This is a genomic window from Nonomuraea sp. NPDC048882, from assembly GCF_040649755.1.
GTDB lineage: Bacteria > Actinomycetota > Actinomycetes > Streptosporangiales > Streptosporangiaceae > Nonomuraea > Nonomuraea maheshkhaliensis.
Genome location: NZ_JBEZGB010000004.1, coordinates 121099 through 133263, shown reverse-complemented (window position 1 = coordinate 133263; position 12165 = coordinate 121099). Strand labels below are relative to the sequence as shown.

Annotated in this window: 12 protein-coding genes; 7 read left to right on the top strand and 5 right to left on the bottom strand. The window is 70.4% G+C overall.

Going from position 1 to position 12165, the window contains the following annotated elements; genetic code table 11:
* Positions 1-116: 116 nt before the first annotated feature.
* Positions 117-1238: a CaiB/BaiF CoA-transferase family protein gene (locus AB0C27_RS15080; RefSeq protein WP_357843430.1), complete on the top strand. Its 1122-nt coding sequence runs from the start codon at positions 117-119 to the stop codon at positions 1236-1238.
* Here AB0C27_RS15080 and AB0C27_RS15075 read toward each other — a convergent pair.
* Positions 1212-2453 (bottom strand): FAD-dependent monooxygenase, encoded by a 1242-nt coding sequence (locus AB0C27_RS15075; protein ID WP_357843427.1) that lies wholly within the window; start codon positions 2451-2453, stop codon positions 1212-1214. The two genes, AB0C27_RS15080 and AB0C27_RS15075, sit on opposite strands and share 27 nt — an antisense overlap.
* Before the next feature lie 79 nt (positions 2454-2532).
* On the opposite strand from AB0C27_RS15075, the gene AB0C27_RS15070 reads away from it, so the two are divergent.
* On the top strand, positions 2533-3057 hold the full coding sequence (locus AB0C27_RS15070; RefSeq protein WP_357843424.1) for a helix-turn-helix domain-containing protein: 525 nt from the start codon (positions 2533-2535) through the stop codon (positions 3055-3057).
* Between the two features lie 67 nt (positions 3058-3124).
* Here AB0C27_RS15070 and AB0C27_RS15065 read toward each other — a convergent pair whose 3' ends face one another.
* Positions 3125-3577 carry an effector binding domain-containing protein gene (locus AB0C27_RS15065; protein ID WP_357843421.1) on the bottom strand — a complete coding sequence of 151 codons (453 nt, stop codon included), beginning with the start codon at positions 3575-3577 and terminating at the stop codon, positions 3125-3127.
* Positions 3578-3675: 98 nt separating this feature from the next.
* On the opposite strand from AB0C27_RS15065, the gene AB0C27_RS15060 reads away from it, so the two are divergent.
* Positions 3676-5115 (top strand): GuaB1 family IMP dehydrogenase-related protein, encoded by a 1440-nt coding sequence (locus AB0C27_RS15060; protein ID WP_357843418.1) that lies wholly within the window; start codon positions 3676-3678, stop codon positions 5113-5115.
* Between the two features lie 61 nt (positions 5116-5176).
* On the opposite strand, the gene AB0C27_RS15055 is transcribed toward AB0C27_RS15060, so the two are convergent.
* The gene (locus AB0C27_RS15055) at positions 5177-5932 is read right to left on the bottom strand and encodes an SDR family oxidoreductase (RefSeq protein WP_357843415.1); all 756 of its coding nucleotides are present in this window, start codon (positions 5930-5932) and stop codon (positions 5177-5179) included.
* A gap of 77 nt (positions 5933-6009) precedes the next feature.
* On the opposite strand from AB0C27_RS15055, the gene AB0C27_RS15050 reads away from it, so the two are divergent.
* Together AB0C27_RS15050 and AB0C27_RS15045 are read left to right on the top strand one after the other, a co-directional pair.
* Positions 6010-6384: an FKBP-type peptidyl-prolyl cis-trans isomerase gene (locus AB0C27_RS15050; protein WP_346102799.1), complete on the top strand. Its 375-nt coding sequence runs from the start codon at positions 6010-6012 to the stop codon at positions 6382-6384.
* A 268-nt stretch (positions 6385-6652) separates the two neighbouring features.
* The gene (locus AB0C27_RS15045) at positions 6653-8179 is read left to right on the top strand and encodes an ATP-dependent DNA ligase (protein ID WP_357843412.1); all 1527 of its coding nucleotides are present in this window, start codon (positions 6653-6655) and stop codon (positions 8177-8179) included.
* Between the two features lie 91 nt (positions 8180-8270).
* Here AB0C27_RS15045 and AB0C27_RS15040 read toward each other — a convergent pair whose 3' ends face one another.
* Positions 8271-9422, bottom strand: a complete 1152-nt coding sequence (locus AB0C27_RS15040; RefSeq protein WP_357845257.1) for a transposase — start codon at positions 9420-9422, stop codon at positions 8271-8273.
* A 37-nt stretch (positions 9423-9459) separates the two neighbouring features.
* Between AB0C27_RS15040 and AB0C27_RS15035 the strand changes: the two genes are divergently transcribed.
* Together AB0C27_RS15035 and AB0C27_RS15030 are read left to right on the top strand one after the other, a co-directional pair.
* On the top strand, positions 9460-9609 hold the full coding sequence (locus AB0C27_RS15035) for an Arc family DNA-binding protein (protein WP_357843409.1): 150 nt from the start codon (positions 9460-9462) through the stop codon (positions 9607-9609).
* 521 nt (positions 9610-10130) lie between these two features.
* A complete protein-coding gene (locus AB0C27_RS15030; RefSeq protein WP_357843406.1) occupies positions 10131-10835 on the top strand; it encodes a septal ring lytic transglycosylase RlpA family protein in 705 nt (234 codons plus the stop codon).
* Between the two features lie 109 nt (positions 10836-10944).
* Here AB0C27_RS15030 and AB0C27_RS15025 read toward each other — a convergent pair whose 3' ends face one another.
* Entirely contained in the window at positions 10945-11985 is a 1041-nt protein-coding gene (locus tag AB0C27_RS15025) for an alpha/beta hydrolase (protein WP_357843403.1), read from the bottom strand.
* Between the last annotated feature and the right edge of the window lie 180 nt (positions 11986-12165).

Sequence of the window (12165 nt, the reverse complement as noted above, 5' to 3'; positions counted from 1 at the left end):
AACAGTGGGCAAGTTTCCCATACCTCCCGGGACTTCGCGGGAAGTCGGAAAGGCCGCTTGCACCAGATCACCGAATGTTGTTCTACTGAGGCAGGGTCAGCAACGAGGAGAGTCCGATGCCTGAGGTTCGCCAGGGTCCCCTGTCCGGTGTGCGAGTGCTGGAGCTCGCCGGGCTCGCTCCTGGGCCGTTCGCGGGGATGATGCTAGCCGATCACGGCGCCGAAGTCCTGCGAGTCGACCGGGTCGGAGCGGTTTCCGACCGCCCCCGCGCCGACGTCATGGACCGCGGCAAGCACACGATCGGGCTGGATCTGAAGTCGCCCGAGGGCGTGGCCGCGTTCAAGGAGCTTGTGCGCCACGCCGACGTGGTGATCGAGGTGTTCCGGCCGGGCGTGGCGGAACGGCTCGGCATCGGGCCCGCCGACCTGCACGCGGTCAACGAACGGCTCGTCTACGGCCGGATGACCGGCTGGGGCCAGGACGGCCCGCTCGCCCCGACGGCCGGGCACGACATCGACTACATCGCGGTCTCGGGCGTGCTGTCCATGCTGGGGCACGAGGGCGAGCGGCCGACGCCGCCGATGAACATCCTGGGCGACTTCGCCGGAGGCGGGCTCATGCTCGCGTACGGGGTGCTGCTCGCCCTGTTCGAACGGGAGCGCACCGGCGCCGGACGGGTGATCGACGCGGCCATGGTGGACGGGGCGGCCATCCTGTTCTCCATGTTCTACCAGGCGGTGCAGAGCGGCCACTGGGGCCCGCGCGGCACCAACCTGCTCGACACCGGCGCCCCGCAGTACGACACCTACGAGACGGCCGACGGCGAGCACATGGCCGTGGGCGCGCTGGAGCCGCAGTTCTGGGAGGCGATGGTCGGCCTCATGGGCCTGACCGACCTGCCCGACAGGAACGACCGGGCCCAGTGGCCCGCGCTGCGGGCACGCCTGGCCGAGGAGTTCAGGAAGCGCACGCGGGCCGAGTGGGAGGCCCTCTTCGAGGGCTCGGACGCCTGCGTCTCGCCCGTGCTGTCCATGGCCGAGGCCGCCGCCCATCCGCACAACGTCGCCAGGGAATCGTTCGTCCAGGTGAGCGGCGTGACCCATCCGGTGCCCGCGCCCCGGCTGCTCGGGACGCCCCGCCAGGGCCTCTCCCCCGCCACCCGCCTGACCGACCTGTCGGAGTGGGGCCTGCCGGCAGAGGAGGCGGACAAACTACGCGCCCTTGGAGTGCTCGCGTGAGGGCGTGCGACCGTCCTTCGCCGCGTAGTCCTTGAGCACGATCGAGTCGTGCAGGCGCACGCCTCTGCTCGTCCCCTGCGCCACGGCCTTGGTCAGGGCGGTCGGCAGGCGGTTGACCAGCCGCAGGCCGCGGTTGAGCGCCCACAGCCCGAAGCGGCCGCCGGGCATGAGACTCCGCGCGGCGTTGACCGCGAACGTCCGGCTGCGGCGCACGTACTCGCCGAGCTCGGCCTCGTAGGCGGGGAAGGCCCGCGTGTGGTCGCCGTCGCAGGCGGCCAGCTCTCCCGCGAGCACGTACGCCCCCACCACCGCCAGGCTCGTGCTGCCCCCGACCGCGGGCCCCGGGCAGTATCCCGCGTCGCCCACCAGCGTCACCCGGCCCTGTGACCAGGTGTCGAGGCGGAGCTGGGTGATCGAGTCGAAGTAGAAGGCGGGCGAGCGGTCCGCCTCGTCCAGGAGCCTCGGCACCTCCCAGCCGGCGTCGCCGAAGTGATCGCGCAGCAGCTCCTTCTGCCGGGCGACGTCCCTGTGGTGGTAGTCGAGCGGGCGCGGCGTCCTGAAGAGGAACACCGCCCGCGCGTCCTCCATGTGCGCCGCCCCGTACATCGCGGCCGTCCTGTCCACCCCCACGAGGCCCTCGACCCTGCGGTCGAGACCCAGGTGGTTGGGCACCGACGCGACGGCCAGGTAGGCGCCGATCCAGGTGGTGAAGTCCTCCTCGGGGCCGAACACCAGGCGGCGCACGTTGGAGTGCAGGCCGTCGGCGCCGATCACCAGGTCGTACGCGGCCGGCGCGCCGCGCTCGAACGTCACCTCCCCGTCCTGCGTGATCGACGTGATCGAGTCGCCGAAGACGTAGCCGACGTCGTCGCGGGTGAGGTCGTGGAAGATCTCGCTCAGGTCGTCGCGCATGATCTCGGCGTGCCGGTCGGAGAAGGCCCCCATGAGCCTGCGCATCTCCAGCTCGGCCGCTCGCGCGCCGTTCTCGGTGTGCATGGTGAGCGTGTGCGTGCCGGTCGCATGCGCCATGACCGGCTCCAGCGCGCCCATGCGTTCCACGATGTCCATCGCGGGCCGGAACAGGTCGACCGCGTGCCCGCCCGTCTTGCGCGGAGCGGGCGCGCGCTCGACCACGGTGACGTCGAAGCCCGCGCGGACGAGCCAGTACGCCAGCACCGGCCCCGCCACGCTCGCTCCGGAGATCAGGATCCTCATCGCTCCTCCTTACCTAACGTTAAGTAAGACGGTAGCACGCGTGCTTACTTAACGTTAGGTAAGTACTAGGGTGGGCTGCATGCCCGGTGACACGAAGAGCCGCATCCTGGCGGTCGCCCGCGAACTGTTCGTCGAGCAAGGCGTGCAGAACACCAGCCTGCGCCAGATCTCCGAACGGCTGGGCCTGACCAAGCCCGCGCTCTACTACCACTTCGCCTCACGCGACGACCTGGTGCGCAGCATCGTGCAGCCGCTGATCGAGGACTTCCAGCGGTTCGTCGACGACCGCGAGCCGGCCGGCGGCGATCCCAGGCGGTTGCTGGGCGACTACTTCGACCTGATGTGGCGGCACCGCGACGTGATCGTCATGATGGTGCGCGACCTGTCCACGCTGAGCCACCTCGACCTGGGCACGCGCATGTTCGGCTGGCGGCGGCAGATCGTCGCCCTGCTGCTCGGGCCCGACCTGACGCGGGAGCAGCACATCCGGGCGACGGTGGCGCTGGGCGGCATGTCGGACTGTGTGGTGGAGTACGCCGAGCTGGCGCTGGAGGAGGTCAAGCCGACGGCCGTCGAAGCGGCGGCCGTCGCACTCGGCATCTGACCGGGCTCTCTCGTCCTCCCGGCCCGTGTATCCCGGCCCCTCGTTCCGGCCGTTGGGATGTTTTCGGTCAGACGGCGATGTAGAGGTCGACGCCGTCGCGGTGGTGCACTTCGAGGTCGGTCGTGAACGAGCGCGACGGCGTACCGCCCGACTCGGTGTGCTTCCACACCTCCTGCCACGACTCGACCAGCGCCTGCGGCATCGGGCCGCGCGCCTCCAGCTTCAGCGCCTGACCTGCCGGCACCCGCACGGCCACCATGCCCTCGGGCAGCCGCGGCGCCGTACGCACGCCCGTGCCGACGATCTGCGTGTAGGCGCCGTGGTGGTCGCTCTCGTAGTCGGTCAGCACCGCGTAGAGGTTTTCGTCCACGCGGCCGGGCACGTGTGCGAAGGCCCCCGGCACCCCTGCCCGCTGCCAGAGCCCGGGCAGCCTGGCCCGGGCCGGATCCATCTCGTCGGCGTTGCTCGTGCGCACGGCGAAGCCGACCACGATCAGCTCGCCTCGTTCGGTGACGTTCACAGACCCTCCCCCTCCCCCAAATGTGTCCCGGCCGATCATAAGCCCCCGAGAAAGGGGGAAACCCCTAGTTAAGCTGTCCGCACATAAGATGGATGAACGTGAGATTTCTCAACGACCTCGAGCCGCAATACGACCTGACCTATAGCGACGTGTTCATGGTTCCTTCACGTTCGGCGGTGGGTTCCCGGCTCGCAGTCGACCTGTCGACGAACGACGGCACCGGCACCACCATCCCCCTCGTCGTGGCCAACATGACCGCCGTGGCCGGCCGCCGCATGGCCGAGACCGTGGCGCGCCGCGGCGGCATCACCGTGATCCCTCAGGACATCCCCCTGGACGTCGTGGCGAACGTCGTCGACTGGGTCAAGAAGCGCGACCTCGTCCACGACACGCCGCTCACCCTGACCCCGCACGACACCGTCGGCGAGGCCCTGCAACTGCTGCCCAAGCGCGCCCACAACGCGATCATCGTGGTCGACTGGGAGAACCGGCCCGTGGGCGTCGTGACCGAGGCCGACTGCCAGGGCGTCGACATGTACACCCAGCTCGCCCAGGTCATGTCGAGCGAGCTGCTCACCCTGCCCGCCGGGCTCGACCCGCGCACGGCCTTCGACCGCCTGCACGAGGGGCGGCACCGGCTGGCGCCCATCGTGGACGGGGACGGGCGGCTGGTCGGCATCCTCACCCGTACCGGCGCCCTGCGCGCCACCCTCTACCAGCCCGCCGTGGACGCTCAGGGCCGGCTGCGCATCGCCGCCGCCGTCGGCGTGAACGGCGACGTGGCCGCCAAGGCCAAGGAACTGCTCGAAGCGGGCGTCGACTGCCTGGTCGTCGACACCGCGCACGGCCACCAGGAGAAGATGATCAGCGCCCTGCGCGCCGTCACCGCCCTCGACCCCGGCGTGCCCGTCGCGGCCGGCAACGTGGTGACCGCCGCCGGCGTGCGCGACCTGGTGGACGCCGGGGCCGACATCCTCAAGGTCGGCGTCGGGCCCGGCGCCATGTGCACCACCCGGATGATGACCGGCGTCGGGCGTCCCCAGTTCTCGGCCGTGCTGGAGTGCGCCGCCGAGGCCCGCCGCCTGGGCCGGCACGCGTGGGCGGACGGGGGCGTGCGCCATCCTCGGGACGTGGCCCTCGCCCTGGCCGCCGGGGCCTCCAACGTGATGATCGGCTCGTGGTTCGCGGGCACGTACGAGTCGCCCGGCGACACCCGTACCGATGCCTCCGGGCGCAAGTACAAGGAGAACTTCGGCATGGCCTCGGCGCGGGCCGTGCGGCTGCGGACGGCCGAGGACTCGGCGTTCGAGCGGGCCAGGAAGGCGCTGTTCGAGGAGGGCATCTCAACGTCCAGGATGTATCTGGACCCGAAGCGGCCCAGCGTGGAGGACCAGATCGACGCCATCGTGGCCGGGCTGCGGTCCGCGTGCACGTACGCGGGGGCGTCGAACCTGGAGGAGTTCCACGCGCAGGCGGTCGTGGGGATCCAGAGCTCGTCGGGGTACACGGAGGGCATGCCCTTGCACCAGAGCTGGTGACCGGGCCGCCTGCTCGGGCCCCAGGGGCACGCCGGGACGACGCGTGCGGGGCTCGCCGGCGTCAGGATCTACGCCAGCCACCCGCCGCGTTGATGCCGCCGTCCACGTGCAGCGTCGTCCCCGTCACGAACCTGGCCAGATCGCCGGCCAGGAACACGGCCGCCGCCGCGGCGTCGCCTGGATCGCCCAGGTGACCCAGCGGCGGCACGCGTACCGGCTCGTAGGGCAGTGAGCCGGCCAGCATGCGCGCCCGCACGCCCGACTCCCCGGCCGTCTGGATCGCGTCGGGCGCGATCGCGTTCACCCTGATGCCTCTGGGGGCCAGCTCCAGCGCCAGCGACTTCGTCAGGCTCTCCAGACCGGCCTTCATCGCCGCGTACACCGCGAACCCCGGCGCCGCCTGGTGCGCCTCGCTCGACGTCACGTTGATGATCGACGCGCCCGGCGGCATCAACGGCAGCAACCGCCTGATCATGCCGGTGACCTGGGTGAAGTTCTCCTCGATCAGGATCTGCTCGCCGCGCGCCGAGGTCTCGGCGAACCCGGCGTGGAAGGTGCCGCCCGCGTTGTTGACCAGCACGTCCACCCGGCCCCAGCGCTCGCGTACGGCCTGGGCGAAGACCTCGACCGCCACGTGGTCGCGCACGTCGAGCGTCATGGCCAGCTCGGCCTCCGGCTTGTCGCGGTCGCAGACCGCGACGTGAGCGCCTAAGGCCGCGAACGCCCGCGCCGTGGCCAGCCCGATGCCTCTGGCCGCTCCGGTGACGACGGCCACACGGCCGGTGAGCAGGATCGTGTCGGGCGAAAGGGCGGCCATGAACGACGACCATATCCCGACCGCATAGAGTCGTCGGGTCCGTTCTCATCGACAACAATCGTCAACAGGAGCACTTCGTGGCACTCGAAAAGCCCGAGATCGACTTCCCGGGGGGCAACCCGCCCGCCGACCTGGAGATCGAGGACCTGACCGTGGGCGACGGCCCCGAGGCCAAGCCCGGTCAGACCGTCCGCGTCCATTACGTGGGCGTCTCGTTCTCGTCCGGGGAGGAGTTCGACGCGTCGTGGAACCGCGGCCAGCCGTTCGAGTTCCCGCTCGGCGCCGGGCGCGTCATCGGGGGCTGGGACCAGGGCGTCGCGGGCATGAAGGTCGGCGGCCGGCGCAAGCTCGTCATCCCGCCGCACCTCGGCTACGGCGACCGTGGCGCCCCGCCGCGCATCAAGCCGAAGGAGACGCTCATCTTCGTCGTCGACCTGCTCGGCGTGAGCTGACGTCCCGTCCGCCGCCCGCGGTGTGACGTCCAACCGACGTCCCACCGCTTCACGCGACGCGACGCCTCGTTCCGTCGCCCCGCGCGGTACGGCGTGCCCGGCGCCGGTCGGCTTCCACGATCCGGCGCCGGCACGGCCCACCGCTCACCCACTCGCTTCGCCCTCTTCTCGCCCTCTTCTCGCCAGATTTGTCGGCCGCGCCGACACACTCCGCGAGTGTGCCGATATCGGGTAGGGAAATGTCACCTGCGTGAGGCACCATAGGCGTGTGCTTCTGATCGACGTGGTGCGGGTTTCGGAGGCGGTGACACGCACGTCCGCCAGGCTCGGCAAGATCGGCCATCTGGCGGAGCTGCTGGGCCGAGTCGGCCCTGACGAGGCGGAGATCGCCATCTCCTACCTCTCGGGCGAGCTGCCGCAGCGGCAGGTCGGGGTGGGCTGGCGCACGCTGGAGGACATCCCGCAGCCCAAGCTGGCCGCCACCGCCACGCTCACGGCGGTCGACGAGCTGCTGAGCCGCATCAAGGCCGTGTCAGGCCAGGGCTCGCAGGCGGCCCGCAAGGCCCTGGTGGCCGAGCTGTTCGCGGGCCTGACGAGCCAGGAGCAGCAGTTCATGAGCCGGTTGCTGCACGGCGAGCTGCGGCAGGGCGCGCTCGACGGCGTCATGATCGAGGCCGTGGCCAAGGCGTCCGGTGCGCCGTCCGCCGACGTGCGGCGCGCGCTCACCCTGCGCGGCTGGCTCCCGGCCGTCGGGGCGGCGGCGCTGGGCGGCGGGGTCGAGGCGCTGCGCGCGTTCCGGCTGGAGGTGGGGCGTGCGGTCTCACCGATGCTGGCGGGCAGCGCGCCCAATGTGGCCGCCGCCCTGGAGAAGGCCGGCACGCCGGCGGCGCTGGAGTGGAAGCTCGACGGCGTACGCGTTCAGGCCCACCGCTCCGGCCCTTCGGCCGTGAAGGTCTTCACCCGTACGCTCGACGACATCACCGCCCAGGTCCCCGAGCTGGTCGAGGCGGTCCTCGCCATGCCCTCCGACGACCTGGTCCTCGACGGAGAGGTGATCGCCCTGCGGCCCGACGGCCGGCCGCACCCGTTCCAGGTGACGGCGAGCCGCGTCTCCAGCAAGACCAACGTCGAGCGGTTGCGCGAGCAGACGCCGTTGAGCGTGTTCTTCTTCGACGCCCTGCGCGTCGACGGCGCCGACCTGCTCGACCTGCCCTACGCCCAGCGCCAGGAGGCCCTGGCCGGCGCGGTCCCGCCGGGTCTGCTGACGCCGCGGCTGGTGACGGGGGACGTGTCGGAGGCGGAGAAGTTCTTCACCGACGTGGTCAGGGCGGGCCACGAGGGCCTGGTCGTCAAATCCCTCACCTCCCCCTACGCGGCCGGGCGGCGGGGAGCGGGCTGGATCAAGGTCAAGCCCCGTCACACGCTCGACCTCGTGGTCCTGGCCGCCGAATGGGGCCACGGCCGGCGCGAGGGCAAACTGTCCAACCTCCATCTGGGCGCGCGCGACCCGGAGGGCGGGTTCGTGATGCTCGGCAAGACCTTCAAGGGCCTGACGGACGAACTGCTGGCGTGGCAGACCGCGCGCTTCCTTGAGCTCGCGGAGGGCCCGACGGACGAGTGGACGGTCGTCCTGCGGCCTGAGCTCGTGGTGGAGATCGCCTTCGACGGGGTGCAACGCTCGCCCCGCTATCCGGGTGGCATGGCGCTACGCTTCGCCCGCGTACTCCGCTACCGGCCCGACAAGCGCGTCGAGGACGCCGACACGGTCGACACGGTCCGCTCCCTCATGCTTTGACACGCTCCCCAGTCTGAAGGCTGGGGATTCAGCCTGTGCCGCGCGTGCGGCACTTCTGATGGCTTCCTGTTTCTCTGGGTCCTGCCCTCCGCTAGGCGGCGGGTCTTACGGTCCCTCCGCAGGCGTTTAACCTCTCCGCCCGTCCGGCGGTGAGGATGTTGATCGCCGCGTTCACGTCCCTGTCGTGGACCGCCCCACACGGGCAGGTCCACGACCGGATGTTCAACGGCATCTTGTCTGCGACGGTTCCGCAGGCCGAGCACAGCTTGCTCGACGGGAACCAGCGGTCGATCTTGGCGAAGGTGCGGCCGTACCGCTTCGCCTTGTACTCCAGCATGTTCACGAACTGCGACCAGCCCGCGTCGTGCACCGACTTGGCCAGCTTCGTGCGCGCCATACCCTTCACGGCAAGCTCCTCCACGTACACCGCTTGGTTGTCGCGGATGATCTGTGTGGAGAGCTTGTGTGCGAAGTCCCGGCGCGTGCCGGCCACCTGGGCGTGCGCCTTGGCGACCTTCAGCCTGGCCTTGGCCCGGTTCGCCGAGCCCTTCTCTTTCCTGCTCAGCGCTTGCTGTGCCTTGCGGAGCTTCTTCGCCGCGCGCCGCAGGATGCGCGGGTTGGCGATCTTGCGGCCGTCCGAGGTGACCGCGAAATGCGTCAGCCCCAGATCGATGCCGATCTCGTTCGGCGAGTCCAGCAGCGGCTCGTCGGCCGTCTCGACCACGAACGACGCGAAGTACCGTCCTGCGGCGTCCTTGATCACCGTCACTGAGGACGGCTCGGCGGGCAGGTCCCGGGACCAACGAATCGGCACGTCGCCGATCTTCGGCAGGCACAGCTTCCCGCCACGGGTGATCGCGAACCGGGCGTTCCTGGTGAACCGGACCGCTTGCCGGTTGTCCTTGCGCGACCGGAACCGGGGCGGCGCGACCTTCGAGCCCTTTCGCTTCCCGGTGATCGAGGCGAAGAAGTTGCGACAGGCGATGTTCAGGTCGGCGAGCGCCTGCTGAAGCACCACGGCCGACACCTCGCCCAGCCATGCCCGTTCCGGCGTCTTCTTCGCCTGCGTGATCACCTGCTTGGACAGGTCCCCGTCCGAGATATACCGCAGCCCGTTCTCGCGGGCCTCTTGCCTTGCGCGCAGCCCGTCGTTGAACACCGTCCGCGCGCACCCGAACGCCCTGGCCAGCGCTTGACGCTGACCGGCGGCCGGGTAGAGGCGGAAGTTGTAACGCAGCTGCACCATCCGATCTTACCGCAGATGACACTACAGTGGTGTCATGATCCGGATCACGCTCAGACTCCCCGACGACGTACACGCCCGGCTGCTCACCCAGGCCCAGACCGATCGCCGGTCCCTCAACTCCGAGATCGTGCACCTGATCGAGGTGGCGCTCAACACCGTAGCCGGAGACGACGAATCGCCTTGACAGCGATTCGTCCACCCCTGCCCCGCCGCACGGGAGAGTCGGCTTCACCCCCGCCTGAAGGGCGGAGCACTGCCGACGCCTTGGTAGCCGACACCACCCACCTTTCGCCGACACCACCCACCCGACACTGCACGCTTCGGCTAGCACCACGCGCCTATGGCTGGCACCGCCGCCGCCGCCCACGTCCCTGCCCCTTGCATCCCCGTGTCCTGCGGTTCATGGCGCCCCCACCCCCGCGCTGCGGCGGACCGGGGCTTGCGTGCGGTCGAAGGTGTGTTGCGGCGTTCGCCTGAAAGGCGAAGATCCAGGCTTACGCTTGGCGATCTGGGCACTCTTGTGGCATAAGTGAGATATTTCACTGAACATCCCTTTAAGTTGCCTTTACCTGGCATTTGTCGCATATGTTCGTGCTCGCCGCGCGGGGCCCCTGCCCCGCCGACGGATCGGCCGCCGCGACGCCCTCGCTCCCCCACGGTCCGGCCTTTCCTCGCCTTTTCCCCTACTGAGGACCGTGGTTTACCTTGGGCCAGCACTCCCGCACGCCGTCCCCCGACGCCCGCAAGTCGTCCGTGAACAAGCGCCGCTGGACCACCGTCGCGATCGGTGCGGCCGTCGTGGCAGCCGCCTCGACCACCGCCTGGGCGGCCATCGGCAACGACGACTCCTCCAAGCGCGCGGCGACGACTCCGAACCCGCCCTCCGCCGTCCCCAGCAGCACCAAGACGGACTCCGTACCCATGCCCCCGAACCAGGGCGCGGCACCCCAGCAGCCACCGGCCGCGTCCAGGCCGAAGAGCACCCGTTCCCCGCGACCGACCGGAACCCCGCGCGCGACCGGATCCTCCGCGTCCGCCAAGACCTCGGAGCGGGAGACCAGCGCCCCTGAGCCGGCTGCCAGGACCGTCAAGAACGAGGCGAAGAAGCCGACGTTCCGGGTGCTGTCGTCCGGCAGGTGTGGCGCCTCGTACTACGGCGAGCCCCAGCTGACGGCGAGCGGTGAGCGCTTCAACCCCGCCGCCATGACCGCCGCGCACAAGACCCTGCCGCTGGGCAGCAAGGTACGCGTCACGAACCCGCACAGCGGCGAGTCGGTGACCGTCCGCATCAACGACCGGGGCCCGTACGTCGGCGGCCGCTGCCTCGACCTGTCCAGGGCCGCCTTCGCCGCCATCGGCGACGTCGGTGCCGGGGTCATGCGGGTGAAGTACGAGGTTTTGGCCCACTGACGCCACGACCGTCGTCTTCGCGCCACGTCAGCAACTCAACCACCGGCCCAGAAGCGGCGGGCTCCCGCCGAGGTCTGAGCCACAGCGGCCGGCATCGGCCGAGGTCCGATCAGAGGCGCCCGGCGTCGATGACGACCTGGGCGAACTCCGCCGGGGCCTCCTGGGGCAGGTTGTGGCCGGCGTCCTTCAGCAGACGGTGCTCGTACGTTCCGGTGAATCTGTCGCGCCACGCGGAGCCGTCGCCGGGCGGGTCCGTGAACGGGTCGCTGCCCCCGTCGACGGCGATGGTCGGAACCGTGACGGCCGGACGCGCGGCGAGTCGCTCCTCGTACGGGTCGTAGCGGCGTTCGCCGTCGGCGAGGCCGAGCCGCCAGCGGTAGTAGTGCAGCACGACGGCGACGTGGTCGGGGTTGTCGAAGGCGGCGGCGGTGCGCTCGAAGGTGGCGTCGTCGAAGTCCCAGGTCGGCGAGACGAGTTCCCAGAGGTACCGGGTCAGGTCGCTGCGCGTGGCCCTGTCCTCCATGGCGTTCTTGCCACGCGGGGTGCCGAAGTAGAACATGTACCACCATGCGCGCTCGGCCTCGGGGGACTTGGGCCGGAGGTTGTCGCGCAGGTCGGTGATGCGATAGCCGCTCACCGGGACCAGGGCCGTGCAGCGTTCCGGCCACAGGGCTCCGATGACGGTGGCGGTTCGCGCGCCCCAGTCGAAGCCGGCGAGCACGGCCTTGCCGATCCCAAGAGCGTCCATCAGCGCGATGATGTCGAGAGCGACCGCCGCCTGCTGACCGTTGCGGAACGTCTCGTCGGAACGGAACCGGGTCGTGCCGAAGCCGCGCAGGTAGGGCACGATCACGCGGTAGCCCTCGGCCGCCATGTGTGGTGCGGCGTCGGCGAAGTTGTGGATGTCGTACGGCCAGCCGTGCAGCAGGACGACCGCGGGGCCGTCCGCGGGGCCCAACTCGGCGTAGCCGACGTCCAGCAGGCCCGCCTCGATCCGTTTGAGGCGGCCGAAGGACGCGTGGGCCCCGGTCTCTTCCGGCGCCGGGTCCTGTCGCGTGGCGGAGCCGCTCGGGGTGTGCGCACTGGTCGTCGCGGCGGTGGTCACGCCCGGTCCCTTCTGGGCTTTGGTGAAGGTGTTCGTGCTGGTCATGAGAGTCTCCGAGCGTCATACGTGTCTTCGACAGATCTGCCCTGTACGAGGGGGTATGCACCGGACGACTTGGCGTTTCGGCGGGCGTGAGATCACGGTGGTGTGCAGGGGTCGTACGCGGCGGCCGTGTGCAGGCGCGCCCTGTCCGGGGCACGGTTCCTGCGGAGTGGGCACGCCTTG